This is a genomic window from Nocardioides sp. WJ219 (assembly GCF_058559815.1).
Window position 1 is genome coordinate 273,382 of record NZ_JBZUJV010000004.1, and the last position, 21,438, is coordinate 294,819.

A 21,438-nucleotide genomic window follows, 5' to 3' on the forward strand; every position below is an offset into this window, starting at 1 on the left:
TGCCTACCGCCGTGCCACCAGCAGGTAGCGCTCGTCGGAGACCGGTCGCCCCCAGTAGGCCTCGTCGGTCAGGTGGACGACGTCGAGGTCGGCGGCGTGCGGTGCGACCAGGGCGGTGCACGTGGCGGCGTCGAGGCCGGCGTCGGTGTGCCAGCGTCCCTCGACCAGCACCAGGCGACCGCCGGGTCGCAGCAGCGCCGTCCAGCGGGTGAGCGCGGCCGCCGGGTCGGGCAGTGCCCACAGCACGTGCCGGCACAGCACGACGTCGGCCGAGCCGCTCCCGTACGGCGGCACCGCGGCGTCGCCCACGACCACCGGCACGTCGAGCCCGGCGTCGGCGGCCTTGGCGCGGGCTCGCGCGACCATCGCGGGGGACAGGTCGATCCCGCGGACCCGGTGACCGGCCCCGGCCAGCAGCACCGACAGGGTGCCGGTGCCGCAGCCCAGGTCGACGACGTCGCTCGGCGGGTCCGGGAGGTGCGCGGCGAGGAGCCGGGCCCAGGCGTCGCGGATGGCGGGGTCGTGCAGACCGTGGTCGGGCTCGTCGTCGAACGTCGGCGCCTCGGCGTCCCAGACCGCCCGCGGGTCGGTCACCTCGCGACGAAGACCGTCACGTGCCCGGCGTACTCGCGCGGCCACCCGTCGGTGGGCGGCGCCCACGCGATCCCCTCGCGGCTGGAGTCGAGGTAGGCCAGGGCGGTCTCGCGCTCGGCGAAATAGGCGCGGGTGCGCAGGTCGTCGCGCTCGACGGTGTCGAAGTGGCGGAGCAGGGCGGCCTCGCCGTTCTCGCTGGAGAAGTGGGTGGGGACCACGTCACCGCCGGCGTCGCGGCGCAGGTCGGCGACGTGCTCGTCGCCGTTGGTGATCGTCACGAAGGTGCCGCCCGGCCGGAGCACGCGGCGCACCTCGGCGAGCGCCTGGTGCAGGTCGGGGACGTGGTAGAGCATCCACAGCGCCACCACGACGTCCTGGCTGGCGTCGCCGAGCGGCAGCGACTGGGCGTCGGCCACCCGGGCCTCCACCCCGCGGGCGGCGGTGAGCTCGACCATCCGGGGCGAGAGGTCGACGGCGACGACCTCGGCGTCGGGCAGCGCGGCCATCAGGCGCGACGAGAACGCGCCGGTGCCGCAGCCGATCTCGAGCACCTGGCGGGGTGTGGCCGCGACGACGGTGGCGAGCGCCTCGGCGGAGGGCTCACGGCCGTCGGCGGTGGGGTGCCACACCGACTGGCGGATGGCGAGGCGCTCCTCGGTGACGTACTGGGCCGTCACCCGGTCGGGGTCGGTCAGGCTCACGGGCGCGTCATCTCGTCGACGTCGAGGGCCGCGTCGAGGTCGGCCTCGCTGATCTCGCCGCGCTCGACGTAGCCAAGCGCCAGCACGGTCTCGCGGATCGTGCGTCCCTCGGCCAGTGCCTGCTTGGCGATCGTGGCCGCCGCCTCGTAGCCGAGGTGCTTGTTGAGCGGGGTGACGACCGACGGCGACGACTCGGCGTAGCGCCGCATCCGTTCGGCGTCGGCGGTGATCCCGTCGACGCAGCGGCGGGCCAGCAGGGTCGTCGACGTCGACAGCAGCCGCACCGACTCGAGCACGTTGCGCGCGATCACCGGGATCGCGACGTTGAGCTCGAAGCTGCCACTGGCGCCGGCGGCGGTGACGGCGGCGTCGTTGCCGACCACCTGGAAGCACACCATCAAGGTGGCCTCGGGGAGCACCGGGTTGACCTTGCCCGGCATGATGCTCGACCCGGGCTGCAGGTCGGGCAGGTGGATCTCGGCGAGGCCGGTGGTCGGGCCCGACGACATCCAGCGCAGGTCGTTGCAGATCTTGGTCAGCCCGACCGCGATGGTGCGCAGCACGCCGCTGAGCTCGACCAGCGAGTCCCGGGTGCCCTGCGCCTCGAAGTGGTTGCGCGCCTCGGTGAAGTCCTGCTCCGGCACCAGCTCGTTGAGGACGCCGATCGTGTGCTGGGCGAACCCGGGTGGGGTGTTGATGCCGGTGCCGACCGCGGTGCCGCCGACGGGCAGCTCGCGTACCCGGGGGAGCACCGCGTCGAGCCGCTCGACGGCGTAGCGCACCGTGGCGGCGTAGCCGGAGAACTCCTGGCCGAGGGTGACCGGGGTGGCGTCCATCAGGTGCGTGCGGCCGGACTTGACCAGGTCGGCGAACTCGGTGGCCTTGGCCTCCAGGGAGGTCGCGAGGACGTCGAGCGCCGGGCGCAGGTCCTGGGTGACGGCGAGGGCCGCCGCGACCTGGACGGCGGTCGGGAAGATGTCGTTGCTCGACTGGCTGGCGTTGACGTGGTCGTTGGGGTGCACCTCCACGCCGGCGCGCGCCGCCAGGGTGGCGATCACCTCGTTGGCGTTCATGTTGCTGCTCGTGCCCGAGCCCGTCTGGAACACGTCGATCGGGAACTGGTCGTCGTGCTCGCCCGCGGCGACCGCGCGCGCGGCGTCGCGGATGGCGCCGGCCTGCTCCTCGGTCAGCACCCCGAGCTGGTGGTTGGCCCACCCGGCGGCGTGCTTGACCAGCCCGAGGGCGTGCACGAGCCGTGGCTCGATCGGGGTGCCGCTGATCGGGAAGTTCTCGACCGCCCGCTGCGTCTGCGCCCGCCACAGCGCGTCCGCCGGCACCGCCACCTCGCCCATCGAGTCGTGCTCGATCCTCGTCTCCATGCCGTCACCGTAACCGGCCGACCCTTGACAAATCGGTAACTCTTGAGTTACCAATAAGGGGTGGACCCGTTCGCTGCCCTGGCCGACCCCGTACGCCGTGAGCTGCTGCGGGCGCTCGCCCCCGGGCCGGCCCGGGTCGTCGACCTGGCCGCGGCGCACCCGATCAGCCGGCCGGCGGTCAGCAAGCACCTGCGCCTGCTCACCGAGGCCGGGCTGACGACCGTCGAGGACCGTGGCCGCGAGCGCCACTACGCGCTCCACCGCGACGGGCTCGCCCCGGTGCGGTCGTTCCTCGACGAGCTGCGCCACCCGGCGCCGTTCGGCGAGGCGGCGTTCGACGGGCTCGACCTCGAGGTCCGCCGCACGGTCCGCGACCGGACCACCACCACCCCCGACTCCCAGGAGGAGACCGCATGAGCACCGACCAGAGCACCCCGACCACTCCCAGCACCCCCACCACCCCCGCCGGCCCCCTCGGGCGACGCGTCGCCCAGGACCTCGTCTTCACCCGCACCTTCCGCGCGCCGATCGAGGACGTGTGGGCAGCGTGCACCGACTCCGACCGGATGGAGCGCTGGATCGGGCGGTGGGCCGGCGACCCGGCGTCGGGGCAGGTGTCGTTCTGGATGACCGCCGAGGGCGCCGACGTGCCCGAGGAGGTCTACCTCGTCGAGGCGTGCGAGCCGCCGCGGCGCTTCGTCGTCCGCAGTCGTGAGTCGGCGCCGTTCTCCGACGACGGGTCCGGCCCGCAGGTGCACTGGCAGCACACCCTCGAGCTCGCCGAGGCCGACGGCGTCACCACGCTGACCTTCGTCCAGCTCGTGCCCGAGGGTCCGGTCGGCGCCGACATGGTCGCCAGCGTGGGTCCCGGCTGGGACTACTACCTCGACCGCCTGGTCGCGTCGTACGCCGGCGACGACCCGGGCACGATCGTCTTCGAGCCCTACCTGGAGCGGTCCGAGGCCTACCGCGGGCTGTTCGCCTGAGCGGTCGCCCGGGCTGCGGCTCAGGCCGCGAGGTGGTCGCGCAGCAGGTCGGCGACGGCGCGCATCCCCGCGGCGTTGGGGTGGTAGGCCAGCGGGCGACCGGGCACGGGGAGCGCGGCGCCCACGGTCCAGGGGTCCTCGGACCACGCGTGGTGGTCGCGACTGGCCGCGGCCACGCCGACGACCTCGCAGCCGGTGGCGGCGGCGGCCCGGGCGGTGGCCACCTCGAGCCCGGCCGCCGTGCGACGGCCGAGGTCGGCGTACCGCTCGCGCAGCGGGAACGCCCGCTGCCCGGCCGGGGGGAGCAGCGTGAGGTAGTCGACGAACACCACCCGCGCGTGCGGTGAGCGCTCGCGGACGACGCGCCCGACGGCGCGCAGCGCCGACCCGATCTCGGCCAGCGCGACCTGTCGGGCCGTCGGGTCGAGCGTCCGGCGCAGTCGCGGACCGACGACCGGCAGCCACCGCACCGGTGCCGGGACGCTCGCCACGACCAGCCCGGGCACGTAGGCGACGTCGTTGCCGCCGATCGTGATCGTCACCAGCGTCTCGGTGCCGTCGAGCGCGTCGACCTGGGGCGGCTCGCCGTTCTGGTGCTCGTGCAGCAGGTGGGCGGTGGTGGCGCCGGAGTAGGTGACGTCGACGAGGTCGAGACCGGCGTCGTCGGCCAGCAGCCGGGGGTAGTTGCGCGCCGAGCGCATCGCCAGCCGCGGGCTGCCGGGCGCGCGGGGGGCGATGCCGGGGCCCGCTGCCATCGAGCTGCCGAGGGCGACGTAGCGGGTCACCCGTCGGACCCTATGCCAGGCAGGCACGTCCTAGGCTGCGCGCATGTCCCAGTGGTTGGAGGACCTCAGCACCCTGCAGGTGCTCCTGCTCGTCGTGGCGGTCGTCGTCGGCGGGTCGGTCCTCGCCGCCGTGCTCGGGGCGGTGCTGGTGCGGATGGGGAGGCGCCGGCCCTGGGTCGTCGAGCGCAGCGGCCGGCTCACCGTGCGGGGGCTCGACCTGATCAAGCGGCCGCTGACGATGGTGGTGCTCGACGAGGTGATCGCGGTGATGCAGACCGGTCACTACACCCGCAACATCTCCGACGCGCTGCTGGAGAACCACGACGAGCTCAAGGCCCTGTTCGCCGAGAAGATGCGTGCCGACCCCAACGCCCGGATCGTCAGCCGGCTGCCCGGCTACGACACGCTCGTCTCGGAGGTCTCCGAGACCGTGATGCGGGTGCTGGTCGACATGCTCGACGACCCGCGGATGGACGAGCTGGTCGCCGACCTGCTGCGCAACAACCTCGAGCAGATCAAGGCCGCCGTGCGCGACCTCGACCACCAGGACGTCGAGGCGATGAAGCCGGCCGACCCCGTGCCGCACCGCCTGCGGCGTCAGCCGCCGACGTCACCGACGCTGCCGACGTAGAGCCAGTACCGCTCCTCGCGCTGCTGCAGCCGGACGTCGAGCGCCACCGCCCGCACGCCGTCGAAGACCGTTCCGATCGCGGCCTCGAGGTCCGCGGCCTCGGCCGCCGACCACACGGCCAGGGCGCCGCCGGGTCGGAGCACGTCGCGGACGGCCTCCAGGAACGGTCGCTCGTAGAGCGCGGCGTTGGCCTCGTGGACCAGGTGGCCCGGGCCGTTGTCGACGTCGAGCAGCACCAGGTCGTACGACGCCGGGCGCGCCTCGGCGATCGCGACGGCGATGTCGGCCACCACCACCTTGACCCGCTCGTCGGCGAGCAGGGCCGGCCCGTGGGCGATGGTGCCGTCGCGCATCCAGTCGACCAGCACCTGCTCGACCTCGACCACCGCGCAGGTCTCGACGCGGGAGTCGGCGAGCACCTCGTGCATCGTGAAGCCCAGCCCCAGGCCGCCGACCACGACGGCCCGCGGCTCGGCCACCGTCCCGAGCGCCGCGGTGGCCAGCGCCTGCTCGGTCGCGACCTCGACGGTGTCCATCACGAAGACTCCGTTGGCGCGCAGCTCGAGCGCGGTCGGGGCGCCGGCGTCGTCGGGACCGGGTCGCCGCTCGCGCAGCACCAGCTCTCCGCGCTCGGTCTCGGCGCGGGCGATCTCGACGTGCTCCATGGGACCTCTCGTCGGTGGCGCCTCGGGTGTCGTGGTGCTGACTGACCCCAACGTAGGCGCCGTCCGACCACGGGTACCACTCCTGGGCCGGGCCCGGACGTCTCAGGCGGCGGGGCCCTCTGCGGCGTCGGTCGCCGGGTCGATGAAGAAGTTGTCGCGGAACAGGCCCGTGGGGTCGTAGCGTCGTTTGAGGTCACGCAGGCGGGCGAGGTGTGCGGGTGGGAAGGCGCGCTCGAGCCACCGCGGTCCGGTGCCGGTCTCGAAGCTGAGGTAGCTGCCAGACAGGTGGGGGACGAGCCGCTCCCAGGCCACGTCGAAGGCCGGGCCGGCGCCGAAGCCGGAGAGCGAGAACGCCGCGCTGCGGCCGGCGTACGCCGTGGCCCCGCTCGGCACGTCGGCAACCGCTCCGCCGACCGCGCGGATCGAGAAGAAGGACGACGCGCCCGAGTCGAGCAGGTCCGTGACCTCGGCTGCGAGCCCGGGGGAGAGCTCGTCGGCCAGGCCGGAGTGGGTGTGTGGCTCGCCGCGGCCCTGCTGCGGCTCGTCGCTGCTGAACAGGCCCATCACCTGGTCGTAGGTCGTGAGTGCGACGTGCTGCTGCACCAGGGGCGCGATCTCGGCGATCGGTCGCAGGCGCTCGAGCACGGTGTCCGGGTCGTCGGAGTCGACGACCAGCATCGCCTGGGCGATCCGCTGTCCGCCTTGCCGCTTGCCGAGGATCACCTGGCCGGTGACGCTGCGGTCCGCGGACCCGACCTCCTGGCCCCACCGCTCCAGGAAGGTCGCGGTGTCGCTGGCGTCGAAGGCGAGCTGGGCGAAGGCGATCGTGCCGACCCGGGCGGCGGTGAGCTCGAAGGAGGTGGCGACGCCGAAGTTGGCCCCGGCGCCGCGCACGCCCCAGAACAGGTCGGGATCATGGTCGGGGCTGGTGCGCACGACCCGTCCGTCGGCCAGGACCATCTCGACAGCGGTCAGGTGGTCGACGGTGAGGCCGTGGCTGCGCGCGAACCAGCCGATCCCACCGGCGGTCGCGAGCCCGCCGACGCCCACGCCGCCGTAGTCGCCGCTGCTGATCGCGAGCCCGTGCGGCGCGAGCGTCCGGGCGACGTCGGCCCACCGGGCACCGGGTCCGAGCCGGACGCGGCCCGTGTCGGCGTCGAGCACCTCGATGGTGTCGAGTGCGCTGACGTCGATGACGAGCCCGCCGTGGTTGAGGGAGCGGCCCGAGATGCCGTGCCCGGCGCTGAGGACGCCGAGCGGCAGCTCGCGGTACCCACGAGCGACGGCGACCGCGGCCTGCACCTCGGCGACGGTCCGCGGCCGGAGTGCGAGACCGGGGGCGCCGCTCCGGAGGTAGCTCGACGTGTAGCGCGCGTACGCCGGGTCGCCCGGCTCGACCGCGCGCTCGGCGAGCTCGGGCGGGAGGTCGTCGTACCTGATGCCGGGGAGCCGCCTCGCCAGGGCCGCGGACCCACGGACCCGGCCGCGCTCGCGCACCCCGGACCCGTCGCGTGCCTCGGTGACCCGGTCGCGCACCTCGCCGGTCAGGGCGGCGAAGCGACGCAGCCCGCCCTCGTCGTCGCCCATCACGATGAAGGTGCTGACGCCGTCCCCGACGGCGAGGCGCACCAGCTCGTCGGCGCCGGTGTCGGGGGCGACGTTGAGCAGCCGCACGACCTCGGCGGGGTCCCGGCCGGCCTGGCGGGCGGCGTCGTCGATCACGCGCATGCCGCGCTCGAGGTCGCCCGGCTGGAGGTACGGCATCGACGGGAGCCAGCCGTCGGCCGCGCGGCCGATCAGGCGCAGCATCCGCGGCTTGAGCGCCCCGAGCCAGATCGGTACGTCGTGCGCAGGGGCCGGGCCGCGCTTGGCGCCGCGGACGCGGTGGTGGGCGCCGTCGACGGCGAGGACCGACCGGTCGGAGGTGTCCCACACGCCGCGGATGATCGTGATCGCCTCGGCCAGGGCGTCCACCGCCTCGCCGGGGGTCAGGCGGGTCCCGCCGTACGCCTCGATCGCGTCCCAGAAGCCGCCGGCGCCCAGCCCCAGCGCGACCCGGCCGCCGGAGAGCAGGTCGAGACTGGCGACCGACTTGGCCAGCACGGCGGGCGGGCGCAGCGGCAGGTTGAGCACGTTGCCGGCGAGGTGGATCCGCTCGGTGCGGGCGGCGGCGTACGACATCAGCGTCCAGGTGTCGAGGAACGACGGCTGGTAGGGGTGGTCCTGGAACGTCACGAGGTCGTAACCGAGCTCCTCGCTGAGGACCGCGAGCTCGACCGGTCGTCGCGGCGAGGCCGCCGTCGGGGTGACGAAGGATCCGAAGCGGAGTGGGTGGCCGTAGTCGGGCATACCTCCAGCATCCGTCGTCCACGGCGTGGCGCCAACCGTGCGTAAGTGGGTTACGATGAGTAAGTGACCACGAGGAGCTCGGCACGCGACCAGGACCGGATCGACGACGCCACCTGCCGGGAGGCCACGGCGGGCCTGGAGTTCGTCGGGCGTCGCTGGACCGGCGCGATCATGCTCGCGCTCGGCCGCGGCGCGACCAGGTTCGGGGAGATCGAGGCGGCCGTCGACGGGCTCTCCGCGCGCCTGCTCACCGCCCGGCTGCGCGAGCTGGAGGCACACGACCTCGTCGAGCGCGAGGTGATCCCGACGACGCCGGTCTCGGTGCGCTACCGGCTCAGCCCACGCGGTCGCGACCTGCTGGCCGCGATCCAACCGCTGGCGGCCTACCACCTGCGTTGGGGCGACTGACGGTCCCGTGGTGCTCGCCCTCGGGGGACCCGAGCACGAGGGGACGTGCTACACGTCGAAGATCTCGCCGAGCCAGCTGCCGCGGCGCTTCTGGCGGTAGGGCTGCTGCTGGTAGCCGCCCTGGTAGGGCTGCTGCGGCGGTGGCGCGTACGGCGGTGCCTGCTGCCCGTAGGCCGGCGCGGGTGCCGGCGGCGGTGCGGCCGGGGGTGCGGCCGGGGGTGCGGCCGGGGGTGCGGCCGGGGGTGCGGCCGGGGGTGCGGGCGCCTCCTGCGCGCCCTGCTGGTCGAGCGAGCGCTCGATGATCTTGTCGAGCTCGCCCCGGTCGAGCCACACCCCGCGACAGCTCGGGCAGTAGTCGATCTCGATGCCGCTGCGCTCGCTCATCACCAGCGTCGAACCGTCGGTCGGACACAACATGGGTTCCTCCTCGGGGCCGGCTCCTACCTGCCCCGCCACCGTCTCACGCACCCACGAACCACCGCCACCGACGGCCGGGCGCGTCGTACGACGGCGACCCACGCTGGTCGAGCCGCGGGGACGAAGTCTCCGCGAGTCGAGACCCCTGCAACGTCGGCACTCACCGTTCGTGAGCACCTCGCCGGGTCTCGACTCGGGCTCGCTGGCGCTCGCCCGGCTCGACCAGCGTGGGTCACTGACGGTGGTCGAGCCGCGGGGACGAAGTCTCCGCGAGTCGAGACCCCCGCAGGGTGCGCACCTCGCCGGGTCTCGACTCGGGCTCGCTGGCGCTCGCCCGGCTCGACCAGCGTGGGTCACCGACGGTGGTCGAGCCGCGGGGACGAAGTCTCCGCGAGTCGAGACCCCCGCAGGTTCATCGCCTCGCCGGGTCTCGACTCGGGCTCGCTGGCGCTCGCCCGGCTCGACCAGCGTGGGCCACTGACGGTGGTCGAGCCGCGGGGACGAAGTCTCCGCGAGTCGAGACCCCCGCAGGTTCATCGCCTCGCCGGGTCTCGACTCGGGCTCGCTGGCGCTCGCCCGGCTCGACCAGCGTGGGTCACCGACGGTGGTCGAGCCGCGGGGACGAAGTCTCTGCGAGTCGAGACCCCCGCAGGGTGCGCGCCTCGCCGGGTCTCGACTCGGGCTCGCTGGCGCTCGCCCGGCTCGACCAGCGTGGGTCACCGACGGTGGTCGAGCCGCGGGGACGAAGTCTCCGCGAGTCGAGACCCCTGCAACGTCGGCACTCACCGTTCGTGGGCACCTCGCCGGGTCTCGACTCGGGCTCGCTGGCGCTCGCCCGGCTCGACCACCGTGAGGAGCCGTCGTACGGCGGCGACCACCTGAGGGTGGTCCGGGGCGGGAAGGGGGCTGGCACGGTAGAGGCATGACGAACCCAGACGACGCCGAGGGCCAGGTCTCCGAGGTCCAGAAGATGGCCCCGGCCGACGCCGACACCCCGATCGACGACAGCCAGGGCGTGGCCGGCAACCCGGACGCTCCCGAGGACATCAAGGAGGCCGGGCCCAACTCCAACCCGCACCGCGACGAGGACACCCACTGAGGGTGCCCCTTCGCTACCCGCGGCGGCGCCCCGGGACCGCGACGATCGCGGCGACGGCGGCCGTGGGCAGCAGCGTGAACACGTAGAACTGCCACGCCGGCCAGCCGAACGCCTCGCCGGAGTCGGTGACGTAGCCGTCGAACGCGTCACCGACCTGCAGCTCGTCGAGGACGCAGCCGTCGACGGTCACCGGCCCCTGCGTCGTCTCGACCTCGTAGCGCCGGTCGGCCTCCTCGGTGTGGGCGGTGACGGGGCACTCCTCGTCGCCGGCCTCGGCCGAGGTCACCTCGCCGCTGACGCGTTCGGAGCGGAACGTCAGGTGCTCGCGCCAGGAGTCGACGGTGAGCACGACGGCGCCGGTGCCGACCGCGACCACCACGAGGAGCAGCACCCAGGCGGTGAGGAAGGTCCGCACCGGGCTGGAGCGTCGGGCCCTCACTCCGCTGACCGCACGCGGATCCCCGTGCCGCCCAGCGAGCCCAGCGGCACGGTGACCGCCCCCGAGGGGTCGGTGAAGAAGTCGTTGCCCTTGTCGTCGACCACGATGAACGCCGGGAAGTCCTCGACCTCGATCTTCCAGACCGCCTCCATCCCGAGCTCGGGGTACTCCAGCACCTCCTGGCTGCGGATGCAGTCCTGCGCCAGCCGCGCGGCCGGGCCGCCGATCGAGCCGAGGTAGAAGCCACCGTGGGTGCCGCACGCCTCGGTGACGACCTTGGACCGGTTGCCCTTGGCGAGCATCACCATCGAGCCGCCCGCGGCCTGGAACTCGGCGACGTAGGAGTCCATCCGGCCGGCCGTCGTGGGGCCGAACGAGCCGGACGCCATGCCCTCGGGCGTCTTGGCCGGGCCCGCGTAGTAGACGGGGTGGTCCTTGAGGTAGTCGGGCAGTCCCTCCCCGGCGTCGAGGCGCTCCTTGATCTTCGCGTGCGCGATGTCGCGGGCCACGACGAGCGGCCCGGTGAGCGAGAGCCGGGTCTTGACGGGGTGCTGGGACAGCTCGGCCAGGATCTCGGCCATCGGCCGGCGCAGGTCGATGCTGACGACCTCGCCGCCGGCGATGTCCTCGGCCACGCCGGCGTCGGGCATGTACTGCGCCGGGTCGGTCTCGAGCTGCTCGAGGAAGACGCCCTCGCTGGTGATCTTGCCGAGTGCCTGCCGGTCGGCCGAGCACGACACCGCGATCGCCACCGGGCAGGACGCACCGTGCCGCGGCAGCCGGACGACGCGCACGTCGTGGCAGAAGTACTTGCCGCCGAACTGCGCGCCGATCCCGAACGACTGGGTCAGCTCGAAGACCTGCTGCTCGAGCTCGAGGTCGCGGAACCCGTGGGCCGCCATCGAGCCCTCGGTGGGCAGGTGGTCGAGGTAGTGGGCGCTGGCGTACTTGGCGGTCTTGAGCGCGTACTCCGCCGAGGTGCCGCCGATCACCACCGCGAGGTGGTACGGCGGGCACGCCGCGGTGCCGAGCGAGCGGATCTTCTCGTCCAGGAAGCCCAGCATCCTGGCCGGGTTGAGGATCGCCTTGGTCTCCTGGAACAGGAACGACTTGTTGGCCGAGCCGCCGCCCTTGGCCATGAACAGGAACTTGTACTCCGGCGTGCCGCCCGCCGGCGTCGGCGTCGAGTAGAGCTCGATCTGGGCCGGCAGGTTGCTGCCGGTGTTCCTCTCCTCGTACGTCGTCAGCGGCGCGAGCTGGGAGTAGCGCAGGTTGAGCCGGGTGTAGGCGTCGAAGACACCCCGAGAGATCGCCTCGGCGTCGTCGACGCCGGTCAGCACGCCCTCGGACTTCTTGCCCATCACGATGGCGGTGCCGGTGTCCTGGCACATCGGCAGCACGCCGCCGGCGGAGATGTTGACGTTCTTGAGCAGGTCGAGCGCCACGAACCGGTCGTTGCCCGAGGATTCCGGGTCGTCGATGATCCGCCGCAGCTGGGCGAGGTGGGCCGGCCGCAGGTAGTGGCTGATGTCGTGCATCGCCTCGGTGGTCAGCCGCTGCAGCGCCTCGGGGGCGACCTGGAGGAACGTCCGTCCGGCCACCTCGACGGTCGAGACCCCCTCGGTGGTGACCAACCGGTAGGGCGTGTCGTCGGGCCCGGTCGGCAGCAGGTCGGAGTAGCGGAACTCGGGTCCCGTCGGCACAGCGCTCACGACCGATCAGGGTAGTTGCTCCTACTCTGGTGGGGTGAACGAGCCGGAGCACCTGCGCATCTCCGACGCCGAGCGCCACGAGGTCGCCGAGCTCCTGCGGCGCGCCGCGGGCGAGGGTCGCCTCGAGCTCGACGAGCTCGACGAGCGGCTGGAGGCGACGTACGCCGCCCGCACCTACGCCGACCTGGTGCCACTCACCAGCGACCTGCCGTCGTCCTCGACGCCGGCGCGCGTGTCACCGGCGGCGTCCCCGCCGGTGCCGGCCGGCCCCGCGGTGCCCCGTCGGTCGCGCCACCTCGCGATGATGGGCGGGATCGACCGCCGGGGCGCGTGGACGGTGCCGCCGGCGATGTCCGTCACCTGCTTCATGGGTGGAGCCGACCTCGACCTGCGCCGCGCCCGCTTCACCGCGCGGGAGACGGTGCTCACCGTCCACGCGTTCATGGGCGGCGCGTCGATCGTGGTCGGTCCCGACGTCGACGTGGTCGTCGAGGGCACCGGCGTCATGGGCGGCTACTCGGCCCCGTCCGACCGGGTGGAGGCCGAGCTCACCGCCGACTCGCCGGTGCTGCGCATCCGGGGCGTCGCGGTCTGGGGTGGCGTCTACGTCGAGCGCCGGCCGCTGGACGACGGCCCGCGCCGCTCCGGCAAGGGTCACCGGCTGCACTGACGACACCGGCGTGGGACCGTGGTCCCGTGAGCCAGCCGCCCGGTGACCAGCCCGACCAGGTGCCCCCCGCCCAGCAGCCCTGGCCGGCCCCGCCACCCGGAGCAGGTCAGCCGGCCTGGGGACCGCCGCAGCAGCCCCCGGCCTACCCGCCCCCGGCCTACCCGCCGCCGGCGTACCCCCAGCCCGGCTACCCGCCGCCCCACCACCCCTACGGTCCGCCGCCGATGGCGCCGCCGCCCCGGCGCGGCCGCGGCTGGCTCGTGCTGGCTCTGGTGGCCGGCGTCCTGGTGATCGCGCTGGCGGTGCTGGTGCCGGTGCTGGTCGTGGGCTCCGACGACGACGACGAGGACGCCGGTGGCGACCGGTCGTCGCAATCGGCCGACCCGGACGACCCGACCGACGAGACGGGGGAGCCGACGGCCGACCTGTCGGAGGTCGTCGTGTACGACGACCTCGTGCCCCAGCACGTCGAGACCGACGTCGACTACGAGCAGGTGCCGCCGGTCGGCGGCGACCACTACGCCGAGTGGCTCGAGTGCGGCGTCTACGACGCCCCCGTGCCCGACGAGAACGCGGTGCACGACCTCGAGCACGGGACGGTGTGGATCACCCACGACCCCGACCTCGACGAGGGCGACCTCGAGCTGCTCGCCGAGCAGCTGCCGCAGAACGGCATCATGTCGCCCCTCGACGACCTCCCGGCGCCAGTGGTCGTCACCGTCTGGGGCCGCCAGCTCGCGCTGACCGGCGCCGACGACCCGCGCCTGGCGCTGTTCGTCGAGGAGTTCGACGACGGCGTGACCGCCCCCGAGCCGTACGCCTCCTGCGCGGGCGGGACCGCCGAGGCGCCGCGCTCGTCCTAGCCCGGACGCAGCGACGCCCGCGGTCCCGCGACGAGGTGTCGTCCGGGACCGCGGGCGTCGTCGACGTCGCGGGGCTGGCTCAGCCGGCGGCGGCGGGCTGCTCGGCAGCGGCCTCCATGGCGTCACCCTCGATGCGGCCGGCGCGGCTGCGGTCGACGGTGAGGTTCTCGCCCGTGGCGGGGTCGAAGAGGTGCATCTTGGCCGTGTTGACCCAGATCTCCGCCTCGTCGCCGGCCCTGATCGCGCTGGCGCCGTCGAGGCCGACGACCAGCTGGGTGCGCAGCGACTCGCCGTCGAGGTCGCGCTCGAGCTGCTGCAGCTGCGTCTGCACCTCGGGCGGCGCCTCGAACGGGATGTAGGCGTAGGCCTCGTTGCCGAGCCACTCGACCACGTCGACGGTGGTCCGGAAGGTCGAGCCCTTGACGTCCTTGTCGACCACCGAGGCGTCCTCGAAGTGCTCGGGGCGGATGCCGGCGATCAGCAGACCCCGGCCCTGGGCCTTCTCGGCCTTCTCGGGCGGGATCTCCACCGAGCCGAACGGCAGCTTGACGGAGGTGCCCTCGACGGTGGCCGGCAGGAAGTTCATCGGCGGGCTGCCGATGAACCCCGCGACGAACAGGTTGCCGGGGTTCTCGTAGAGCTCGCGCGGGGAGGCCAGCTGCTGCAGGACGCCGCGCTTGAGGACCGCGACCCGGTCGCCGAGCGTCATCGCCTCGGTCTGGTCGTGGGTGACGTAGACCGTCGTGATGCCGAGCCGCTTCTGCAGCCGCGCGATCTCGCTGCGCATCTGGCCCCGGAGCTTGGCGTCGAGGTTGGACAGCGGCTCGTCGAAGAGGAAGGCGTCGGCGTCGCGCACGATCGCGCGACCCATCGCCACCCGCTGGCGCTGACCACCCGAGAGGTTGCCGGGCTTGCGGTCGAGGTGCTCGTCGAGCTCGAGCGTCTTCGACGCCGCGCGCACCTTCTCGTCGACCTCGTTGTCGGGCCGCTTGGCCAGCCGCAGCGGGAACGCGATGTTCTCGTAGACGGTCAGGTGGGGGTAGAGCGCGTAGTTCTGGAAGACCATCGAGAGGTTGCGGTCGCGCGGGGCCAGGTCGTTGACCCGCTTGTCGCCGATCATCATGTCGCCGGAGGTGATGTCCTCGAGGCCGACGATCATCCGCAACAGGGTCGACTTCCCGCAGCCCGACGGGCCGACGAGGATCATGAACTCGCCGTCCTGCACGTCGATGCTCACGTCGTTGACGGCCGGGAAGCCGTCGCCGTACTTCTTGACGATGTTCTTCATGTCGATAGCAGCCATGGCTCAACCCTTCACTGCGCCGGAGGTCAGGCCGGCGACGATCTTGCGCTGGAAAATCAGGATGATGATGATGATCGGGATCGTGGAGACGACGGCGCCCGCCGCCAGCAGCGAGGCCGGCCGGTTGAACGGGTCGGCACCCACGAAGAACGAGAGCGAGGCCGGGATCGGCCGCGCCGCCTCGGTCGAGGTGAGCGAGATCCCGAAGACGAAGTCGTTCCAGGCGAAGAAGAACGTCAGGATCGCCGCGGTGAACACCCCGGGCGCCGCCAGGGGCACGATGACCCGCCGGAACGCCTGCCACGACGTGGCGCCGTCGACCTGGGCCGCCTGCTCCATCTCCCACGGGATCTCCCGGAAGAACGCCGACAGGGTCCAGATCGCCAGCGGCAGCGTGAAGGACATGTAGGGGATGATCAGGCCGGGCCAGGTGTCGTAGAGCCCGAACGTGCGCCACATGTCGAACAGCGGCCCGACCAGCGAGACCACCGGGAACATCGCGATCACCAGGGCCATCGTGAGCACGAGCTTCTTGCCCTTGAAGTCGAGGCGGGCGATGGCGTAGGCCGCCAGCGTCGCCAGGATCACCGAGAGCGTCGTGGCGATCAGGCTGATGCCGATCGAGTTGATGATCGCGCGGCGGAACTGCTCGTTGTCGAGCACGTCCTTGTAGTTCTGCCAGCCGGCGCCGGCCCCGTCAGCGGGGAAGAACCCCGGGCTGCCGTTGGTGATGGCGTCCTGGGACTTGAACGACAGCGAGATGATGAACACGATCGGCAGCAGGCACCACACCATGATCATGGCGATGCCGACCACCATTCCGAGCTTCTGCTTCATCTCTCAGTCCTCCTGTCGGGCTGCGGCGAGGTTGACCCGGAACAACCGCATGATGAGGAACGCCACCACCAGCACCGAGAGGAACAGCAGCACCGACAACGCGGAGCCGATGCCGAGCTGGAACTGCTCGATCGTCTGCCGGTAGGTCAAGAAGCTGATCGACTCGGTGTTCACGGCTCCGGCGGTCATCACGAAGATGTTGTCGAAGATCCGGTAGGCGTCGAGGGCGCGGAACAGGACCGCCACCATGATCGCGGCCCGCATGTTGGGCAGGATCACCCGGAACAGGCGCTGGAACCAGGTGGCGCCGTCGACCTTGGCGGCCTCGATCATGTCCTCGGAGACCTGCGCCAGGCCGGCGAGCAGCAGCAGCGACATGAACGGCGTGGTCTTCCAGATCTCGCTCACCATGATCGCGATCACCGCGGGCGTGGTCTCGCCGAACCAGTTGAAGTCGTCGCCGATGAACGGCAGCCAGCCGTTGACGTAGCCGTTGCTGAAGCTGAACGAGAACTGCCAGGCGAAGCCCGAGACCACGGTGATGATGCCGTAGGGGATCAGGATCGAGGTGCGGATGACGCCGCGGGCGAAGATCACCTTGTGCATCACCATCGCGAACGCGAAGCCGATCACCAGCTCGACCGCGACCGTCACGACCATGTAGAGCACGGTGACGCCGGTGGTCTTCCAGAACAGCGGGTCGGTCAGCGCGACGCCGTAGTTGCTCAGCCCGATGAACTCGCGGTCGTCGGGTGCGGTGAGGGAGTAGTTGAACAGCGAGAGGTAGAGCGCCCGGAGCATCGGGAACGCCGTCACCAGCAGCATCAGGATGACCGCGGGGGCCACCAGCCGCTGGCCCAGCCGGGCTTCTGCCTTCATCCGGTCGCTGGCGACCGCCTTGGGCGGGCCGCCCTTCCCGCGCTTGCTCTTCGTCTGGTCCAGGGGAGCGACGGTGGCTTGCTCGGTCACAGGAGTGCCTTCCCGTCGAGGACGTCCCGCAGGAACTTCGCCGACTCCTCCGGGGTGGAGTCGGGGTCGACGCTGGTCGGCGAGTGCCACCGGCTCTGGATGGCCTGGGAGATGAGGGCGTAGTAGGCGCTCTTGGGGCGCGTGCCGCCGTCCCGGAGGCTGTCCTGGAAGAGGGTGAGCAGCTCCTGCGGGTAGGCCTCGGTGAGCTCGGGCGAGGCGTAGGCGTCCTCACGGGCCGGCATCAGCCCGTCGGTGACGGCCAGGGCCGTCTGCGCCTCGGGGGTGGTGACGCACTGGGCCGCCTCGAGCGCGAAGTCGGGGTGCTCGGTGAAGGCGCCGACCCCGATGTCGATGCCGCCGACCGGCGGCTTGGAGGGCTCGCCCTCGACCGTCTGCGGGTAGCGGGCGAAGCCGAGGTCGTCGAACTGCTCCTGGGTGAAGGTCTTGCCCTCGCCGGGCTCGTAGTTCTTGTAGACGAAGGTCCAGTTGGTCATGAACTCGCCCGCGCCCTCCTCGGGGAACATCTGCCCCAGGCTGGTGCCCTCGTTGGACACCGACAGGTCGGGCTGGGCGGCCGCGGAGTCGGCGAGCTTCTGGATCACCGCGGCGGCGGCGCGCCCGGCCTCGGAGTCGATCTCGACCTGGGCGTCCTTGCCCTCCTCGGTCTTGGAGACGATGCTGCCGCCGGCCCCCTGGATGAGGGAGTTGATGAGCACGACGTAGGCCTCGTACTTGTTGCCCTGGATGCCGACCGTGCCGCCGTTGTCGGCCGCGGCGTCGATCACCTGGTCCCAGGTGACGGGCTGGGTCATGTCGAGGCCGGCGGCCTCGGCGAGCGACTTGCGGTACCAGAGCACCTGGGTGTTGGCCCACTGCGGGGCGGCGTACACCTGGTCCTCCCACATCACGGTGTCGAGCGGTCCCTCGAGGACGCCCTCGGTGACCTTCTCGCCGGCCTCGCCCTCGAACGGCTTCAGCCAGCCGGCGTTGGCGAACTCCGCCACGAACACCGGGTCGAGGCTCATCAGGTCGGTCGAGGAGTCCTCGGCCGCGAGACGTCGGGCGAGCTGGGTGCGCTGGTCGGTCGCGGTCGCCGGCAGCAGCTGGATCTCGATGTCGTACTCGTCGGTGCTGCACTCCTCGGCGAGCCCGGTGAGGGTCTCCTGGCCGTCGGGGTTGATGTACCAGTTGAGCACCGGCTTGCCCTCGCTGCCGCACGCGGACAGCAGGGTGCCGCTGAGCACCAGGACCGAGGCCACCGCGAGCGCCTTGTGCGGTCGCCTGCGTGGTTGCCGGAGACGGCCACGACGCGTCGGGCGCCCCGAACGCCTGCTACTGCTCGGATCCATCGACGAACACCTCCCGATTGTGTACCTCGTCACACCGTCGTTGCACACCTTGTCCCCCTTGGTCGGTGATGTCCAGACCATCCGAGGGGTGGCGTCGCACGTCGTCGCAGGTCAGCGGGGGAGTGCTCGGTGGGCGTTGGCGACGATCGCCTGGGCGAAGGTCTCGAACAGCTCCGGGGGCAGGTCGTGGCCCATGCCGTCGATGAGCAGCAGCTCGGCGCCGGGCACCGCGCTGGCGGTGGCGCGACCGCCGGAGACGTGCACCATCCGGTCGGCCAGCCCGTGCACCACGACCGTCGGCACCTGCAGCGCGCGCAGCCGCGCGGTGCGGTCGCTGGTGCTGACGATCGCCACCATCTGGCGCGTCAGCCCGGGCTGGGACACGCCGCGGTCGTAGGTCTCGGCGGCGCGCTGCTCGGCCTTCTCCTGCGGCTGGCGGTAGCCCGGCGACCCGATCAACCGCCAGGTGGCGACGCTGGAGCGGATGTAGCCCTCCCGGCCCTGGCTGCTCGCCAGCAGGGTGCGGAACAGCACGGGGTGCTGCCAGCCCACGGTGCGGCGTCCGGTCGTGGACATGATGCTCGCCAGCGAGCGCACTCGCGCCGGCTGCTGGATCGCCATGGACTGGGCGATCATGCCGCCCATCGAGGCGCCGACCACGTGGGCCGAGTCGAGGCCGAGGTGGTCGAGGAGCCCGAAGGCGTCGCGGGCCATGTCGTCGATCGTGTACGGCGCCCGCACCGGGATCCCGGCGAACGCCCGCACCAGCAGGCGCCGCGTCACCCGACCCTCCCCGCGGCTGGACCGCCCGGCGTCGCGGTTGTCGAAGCGGACGACGTGGAAGCCGCGGCGCGCGAGCATCTCGCACAGCTCGTCGTCCCACCACGTCATCGGGGCGCCGAGCCCCATCACCAGCAGCAGCGGCTCGTCGGCGTCGTCGCCGAAGGTCTGGTAGCACAGCTCGACGTCGGCCGAGATCGGTGCGAACAGCTCGCCGGACACGGCTACGGGCGGAGGGCTGGTCGGCACCGCTCCATTCAAGCAGGCGTCTTACGGGGCGGTTCCTGCCACGCACGGGGGTCCTCGGGACGTAACGTGCGTCACATGAGTGACAGTGCGCTGGGGTCGTTCCTGCTGCCCGACGGGTTCCGGCGCCCCGCGCTGGCCGCCGTCCTGCGCGAGGGCAGCGTGGTCACCGAGGCCGGCCGCTACGCCGTCCGCGTCCACGACGACCGACGCACGCGGCGCGCCCGCTCCTGGACCGAACGGTCCGTGGAGCAGCCGGCGGAGCCGGTGGTCCTGGTGCCCGGCTTCCTGGCCGGTGACGGCACGCTGGCGCTGATGGCGCGCTCCCTGCGGGCCCAGGGGTTCCGCACCTACCGCTCCCACATCCGCGCCAACGTCGGCTGCACCTACGACGCCGCGACCCAGCTCGAGTCGCGCCTCGAGGCGATCTCGCTGCGCCGGGGCACCCGCGTCCAGGTCGTGGGCCACAGCCTCGGCGGCATGATCGCCCGCGGCATCGCCGTACGCCGTCCCGACCTGGTCTCGGGCATCGTCACCCTCGGCAGCCCGATGCTGGCCCCCGCCGCCCACCACCGCCTGCTCTCGTGGGGCGTCGACGGCCTGGTGCGGCTGAGCAGCGCCGGCGTACCGGGCCTGATGTCGGCCGACTGCGTCGCTGGCCCCTGCGCCCGGCGGAGCTGGGACGAGAGCCGCGAGCCGGTCCCGGTCGGCACCGGCTTCACCGCGATCTACAGCAGGCGCGACGGCATCGTCGACTGGCGCGCCTGCGTCGACCCCACCGCCGAGGCCGTCGAGGTCACGGCGTCCCACTGCGGCATGGCTCTCGACCCTCGGGTGATCGACCACGTCGTCGCCGCCCTGCACCGCCAGATCGACTCCGCGCAGCTGGGGTTGCGGTCGGCCTGAGCTCCGACGCTGGTAGGGACGACGCTGGTCGAGGAGGTTCCGCCAGGAACCGTCTCGAGACCGCTGGTACCTGCACACGTCACTCCGTGGCCCGAGGGTTTCGAGACGCCGAGGGCCCGGGCCGGATCTGACGGTGGTCGAGGAGGTTGCGCTGGCAACCGTCTCGAGGCCACGGCGGCGGCTCCGGCCTCTGCTGTAGCCCGAGGGTTTCGAGACGCCGAGGGCCCGGGCCGGAGCAAGCTCCGTCCGGGCCCTCGGCTCCTCAACCTGGTGGGTCGTGTTGACCCGGTCCGAGCAAGCTCGACCCGGGTCAGGACCCACCGAAGTCGATGGCGGCGAAGGGGCGGAGCTTCTCGAGCCGGTGCTCGGAGGTGATCGAGCGGATGGTGCCGGAGCGCGAGCGCATCACCAGGGAGTGGGTGCTGGCGCCGCCGGCGGAGTAGCGCACGCCCTTCATCAGCTCACCGTCGGTGATGCCGGTGGCGACGAAGAAGCAGTCGTCGCCGGTGACCAGCTCGTCGGTGGTCAGGACGGTGTCGGGGGAGAGGTCGTGGCCGGCATCGATCGCGCGCTGGCGCTCGTCGTCGTCCTGCGGCCACAGCCGGCCCTGGATGACGCCGTCGAGGCACTTGAGCGCGCAGGCGGCGATGATGCCCTCGGGCGTGCCGCCGATGCCGAGGAGCAGGTCGATGCCGGTCTCGGGGCGGGCGGCCATGATGGCGCCGGCGACGTCGCCGTCGGAGATGAACTTGATCATCGCGCCGGTGGCACGGATCTCCTCGACGAGGGTCTGGTGGCGGGGGCGGTCGAGCAGCACCACGGTGACGTCGGAGGCCTTCTTGCCCTTGGCCTTGGCGACCTGGTGGATGTTCTCGGCCACCGGGTTGCGCAGGTCGACGACGTCGGCGGCCTCGGGGCCGGTGACGAGCTTCTCCATGTAGAACACCGCCGACGGGTCGTACATCGAGCCGCGCGGGGAGACCGCGAGCACCGAGACGGCGTTGGTCATGCCCTTGGCGGTCAGGGTGGTGCCGTCGATCGGGTCGACCGCGACGTCGCACTCGGGGCCGGTGCCGTCGCCGACCTCCTCGCCGTTGAACAGCATCGGCGCGTTGTCCTTCTCGCCCTCGCCGATCACGACCGTGCCGCGCATGCCGATCGAGGAGATCATCACCCGCATCGCGTTGACCGCGACGCCGTCGGCGCCGTTCTTGTCGCCCCGGCCGACCCACCGGCCGGCCGCCATGGCCGCGGCCTCGGTGACCCGGACCAGCTCGAGCGCCAGGTTGCGGTCGGGCGAGCTGGGGGCGACGGCGAACTGCGGCGGTACGGCGGTGGGGCTCATGCGCC

Annotated in this window: 23 protein-coding genes; 8 read left to right on the forward strand and 15 right to left on the reverse strand. The window is 72.4% G+C overall.

The genetic code is table 11. From position 1 onward, the window contains the following. Nucleotides 1–3 precede the first annotated feature (3 nt). The 3 genes from AC4MBH_RS12090 to AC4MBH_RS12100 are packed head-to-tail and all read right to left on the reverse strand — an operon-like array spanning nt 4 to nt 2,674. Entirely contained in the window at nt 4–594 is a 591-nt protein-coding gene (locus tag AC4MBH_RS12090; protein ID WP_491795121.1) for a class I SAM-dependent methyltransferase, read from the reverse strand. Then, the gene (locus tag AC4MBH_RS12095; protein WP_491795122.1) at nt 591–1,295 is read right to left on the reverse strand and encodes a class I SAM-dependent methyltransferase; all 705 of its coding nucleotides are present in this window, start codon (nt 1,293–1,295) and stop codon (nt 591–593) included. Before AC4MBH_RS12095 ends, AC4MBH_RS12090 begins: the two co-directional genes overlap by 4 nt. Continuing rightward, the gene (locus AC4MBH_RS12100) at nt 1,292–2,674 is read right to left on the reverse strand and encodes a class II fumarate hydratase (RefSeq protein ID WP_491795123.1); all 1,383 of its coding nucleotides are present in this window, start codon (nt 2,672–2,674) and stop codon (nt 1,292–1,294) included. The genes AC4MBH_RS12095 and AC4MBH_RS12100 overlap by 4 nt, the downstream gene beginning before the upstream one ends. 60 nt (nt 2,675–2,734) lie before the next feature. Between AC4MBH_RS12100 and AC4MBH_RS12105 the strand changes: the two genes are divergently transcribed. Both AC4MBH_RS12105 and AC4MBH_RS12110 read left to right on the forward strand, forming a co-directional pair. Then, nucleotides 2,735–3,091: an ArsR/SmtB family transcription factor gene (locus AC4MBH_RS12105; protein ID WP_491795124.1), complete on the forward strand. Its 357-nt coding sequence runs from the start codon at nt 2,735–2,737 to the stop codon at nt 3,089–3,091. Further along, complete coding sequence (locus AC4MBH_RS12110) at nt 3,088–3,660, forward strand: SRPBCC domain-containing protein (RefSeq protein ID WP_491795125.1); 573 nt, start codon at nt 3,088–3,090, stop codon at nt 3,658–3,660. The genes AC4MBH_RS12105 and AC4MBH_RS12110 overlap by 4 nt, the downstream gene beginning before the upstream one ends. A 20-nt stretch (nt 3,661–3,680) precedes the next feature. Here the strand turns inward: AC4MBH_RS12110 and AC4MBH_RS12115 are convergent, their stop codons facing one another. Next, a complete protein-coding gene (locus AC4MBH_RS12115) occupies nt 3,681–4,445 on the reverse strand; it encodes an SGNH/GDSL hydrolase family protein (protein WP_491795126.1) in 765 nt (254 codons plus the stop codon). A gap of 43 nt (nt 4,446–4,488) precedes the next feature. On the opposite strand from AC4MBH_RS12115, the gene AC4MBH_RS12120 reads away from it, so the two are divergent. After that, entirely contained in the window at nt 4,489–5,076 is a 588-nt protein-coding gene (locus AC4MBH_RS12120; protein WP_491795127.1) for a hypothetical protein, read from the forward strand. Here AC4MBH_RS12120 and AC4MBH_RS12125 read toward each other — a convergent pair. Both AC4MBH_RS12125 and AC4MBH_RS12130 read right to left on the reverse strand, forming a co-directional pair. Beyond that, on the reverse strand, nt 5,043–5,741 hold the full coding sequence (locus tag AC4MBH_RS12125; RefSeq protein ID WP_491795128.1) for a spermidine synthase: 699 nt from the start codon (nt 5,739–5,741) through the stop codon (nt 5,043–5,045). The genes AC4MBH_RS12120 and AC4MBH_RS12125 overlap by 34 nt on opposite strands. Nucleotides 5,742–5,843: 102 nt before the next feature. Next, a complete protein-coding gene (locus tag AC4MBH_RS12130; protein WP_491795129.1) occupies nt 5,844–8,090 on the reverse strand; it encodes an LLM class flavin-dependent oxidoreductase in 2,247 nt (748 codons plus the stop codon). 63 nt (nt 8,091–8,153) lie between these two features. On the opposite strand from AC4MBH_RS12130, the gene AC4MBH_RS12135 reads away from it, so the two are divergent. Continuing rightward, a complete protein-coding gene (locus AC4MBH_RS12135; protein WP_491795130.1) occupies nt 8,154–8,498 on the forward strand; it encodes a winged helix-turn-helix transcriptional regulator in 345 nt (114 codons plus the stop codon). Nucleotides 8,499–8,546: 48 nt separating this feature from the next. Here the strand turns inward: AC4MBH_RS12135 and AC4MBH_RS12140 are convergent, their stop codons facing one another. Continuing rightward, a complete protein-coding gene (locus AC4MBH_RS12140) occupies nt 8,547–8,915 on the reverse strand; it encodes a TFIIB-type zinc ribbon-containing protein (RefSeq protein ID WP_491795131.1) in 369 nt (122 codons plus the stop codon). Between the two features lie 922 nt (nt 8,916–9,837). Here AC4MBH_RS12140 and AC4MBH_RS12145 point away from each other — a divergent pair. After that, a complete protein-coding gene (locus AC4MBH_RS12145; protein ID WP_491795132.1) occupies nt 9,838–10,014 on the forward strand; it encodes a hypothetical protein in 177 nt (58 codons plus the stop codon). A gap of 13 nt (nt 10,015–10,027) precedes the next feature. Here AC4MBH_RS12145 and AC4MBH_RS12150 read toward each other — a convergent pair whose 3' ends face one another. Both AC4MBH_RS12150 and AC4MBH_RS12155 read right to left on the reverse strand, forming a co-directional pair. Then, entirely contained in the window at nt 10,028–10,429 is a 402-nt protein-coding gene (locus AC4MBH_RS12150; RefSeq protein WP_491795133.1) for a hypothetical protein, read from the reverse strand. A gap of 20 nt (nt 10,430–10,449) precedes the next feature. Further along, entirely contained in the window at nt 10,450–12,156 is a 1,707-nt protein-coding gene (locus tag AC4MBH_RS12155; protein ID WP_491795297.1) for a fumarate hydratase, read from the reverse strand. Between the two features lie 43 nt (nt 12,157–12,199). Between AC4MBH_RS12155 and AC4MBH_RS12160 the strand changes: the two genes are divergently transcribed. Beyond that, a complete protein-coding gene (locus tag AC4MBH_RS12160; protein ID WP_491795134.1) occupies nt 12,200–12,835 on the forward strand; it encodes a DUF1707 SHOCT-like domain-containing protein in 636 nt (211 codons plus the stop codon). Between the two features lie 26 nt (nt 12,836–12,861). Further along, on the forward strand, nt 12,862–13,698 hold the full coding sequence (locus tag AC4MBH_RS12165) for a thioredoxin-like domain-containing protein (protein ID WP_491795135.1): 837 nt from the start codon (nt 12,862–12,864) through the stop codon (nt 13,696–13,698). Nucleotides 13,699–13,777: 79 nt separating this feature from the next. Here AC4MBH_RS12165 and AC4MBH_RS12170 read toward each other — a convergent pair whose 3' ends face one another. From AC4MBH_RS12170 to AC4MBH_RS12190, 5 genes are all read right to left on the reverse strand, one after another. Next, nucleotides 13,778–15,001: an ABC transporter ATP-binding protein gene (locus AC4MBH_RS12170; protein ID WP_491795136.1), complete on the reverse strand. Its 1,224-nt coding sequence runs from the start codon at nt 14,999–15,001 to the stop codon at nt 13,778–13,780. A 3-nt stretch (nt 15,002–15,004) separates the two neighbouring features. Further along, on the reverse strand, nt 15,005–15,838 hold the full coding sequence (locus AC4MBH_RS12175) for a carbohydrate ABC transporter permease (RefSeq protein WP_491795137.1): 834 nt from the start codon (nt 15,836–15,838) through the stop codon (nt 15,005–15,007). 3 nt (nt 15,839–15,841) lie between these two features. Continuing rightward, entirely contained in the window at nt 15,842–16,807 is a 966-nt protein-coding gene (locus AC4MBH_RS12180) for a carbohydrate ABC transporter permease (RefSeq protein ID WP_491795138.1), read from the reverse strand. Then, the gene (locus AC4MBH_RS12185; RefSeq protein WP_491795139.1) at nt 16,804–18,066 is read right to left on the reverse strand and encodes an extracellular solute-binding protein; all 1,263 of its coding nucleotides are present in this window, start codon (nt 18,064–18,066) and stop codon (nt 16,804–16,806) included. Before AC4MBH_RS12185 ends, AC4MBH_RS12180 begins: the two co-directional genes overlap by 4 nt. A 201-nt stretch (nt 18,067–18,267) precedes the next feature. Beyond that, a complete protein-coding gene (locus AC4MBH_RS12190; protein ID WP_491795140.1) occupies nt 18,268–19,185 on the reverse strand; it encodes an alpha/beta fold hydrolase in 918 nt (305 codons plus the stop codon). A 75-nt stretch (nt 19,186–19,260) separates the two neighbouring features. Between AC4MBH_RS12190 and AC4MBH_RS12195 the strand changes: the two genes are divergently transcribed. Next, nucleotides 19,261–20,088 carry an alpha/beta fold hydrolase gene (locus AC4MBH_RS12195; RefSeq protein ID WP_491795141.1) on the forward strand — a complete coding sequence of 276 codons (828 nt, stop codon included), beginning with the start codon at nt 19,261–19,263 and terminating at the stop codon, nt 20,086–20,088. Between the two features lie 310 nt (nt 20,089–20,398). On the opposite strand, the gene glpX is transcribed toward AC4MBH_RS12195, so the two are convergent. Next, nucleotides 20,399–21,433 carry a class II fructose-bisphosphatase gene (gene glpX / locus AC4MBH_RS12200; RefSeq protein WP_491795142.1) on the reverse strand — a complete coding sequence of 345 codons (1,035 nt, stop codon included), beginning with the start codon at nt 21,431–21,433 and terminating at the stop codon, nt 20,399–20,401. Between the last annotated feature and the right edge of the window lie 5 nt (nt 21,434–21,438).

Bases quoted from the DNA above. Each gene is read 5' to 3' on its own strand.
- AC4MBH_RS12145 (WP_491795132.1), top strand. From the start codon at position 9,838: ATGACGAACCCAGACGACGCCGAGGGCCAGGTCTCCGAGGTCCAGAAG.
- AC4MBH_RS12140 (WP_491795131.1), bottom strand. From the start codon at position 8,915: ATGTTGTGTCCGACCGACGGTTCGACGCTGGTGATGAGCGAGCGCAGC.
- AC4MBH_RS12195 (WP_491795141.1), top strand. From the start codon at position 19,261: ATGAGTGACAGTGCGCTGGGGTCGTTCCTGCTGCCCGACGGGTTCCGG.
- glpX (WP_491795142.1), bottom strand. From the start codon at position 21,433: ATGAGCCCCACCGCCGTACCGCCGCAGTTCGCCGTCGCCCCCAGCTCG.
- AC4MBH_RS12130 (WP_491795129.1), bottom strand. From the start codon at position 8,090: ATGCCCGACTACGGCCACCCACTCCGCTTCGGATCCTTCGTCACCCCG.
- AC4MBH_RS12110 (WP_491795125.1), top strand. From the start codon at position 3,088: ATGAGCACCGACCAGAGCACCCCGACCACTCCCAGCACCCCCACCACC.
- AC4MBH_RS12120 (WP_491795127.1), top strand. From the start codon at position 4,489: ATGTCCCAGTGGTTGGAGGACCTCAGCACCCTGCAGGTGCTCCTGCTC.
- AC4MBH_RS12125 (WP_491795128.1), bottom strand. From the start codon at position 5,741: ATGGAGCACGTCGAGATCGCCCGCGCCGAGACCGAGCGCGGAGAGCTG.
- AC4MBH_RS12170 (WP_491795136.1), bottom strand. From the start codon at position 15,001: ATGGCTGCTATCGACATGAAGAACATCGTCAAGAAGTACGGCGACGGC.
- AC4MBH_RS12100 (WP_491795123.1), bottom strand. From the start codon at position 2,674: ATGGAGACGAGGATCGAGCACGACTCGATGGGCGAGGTGGCGGTGCCG.
- AC4MBH_RS12175 (WP_491795137.1), bottom strand. From the start codon at position 15,838: ATGAAGCAGAAGCTCGGAATGGTGGTCGGCATCGCCATGATCATGGTG.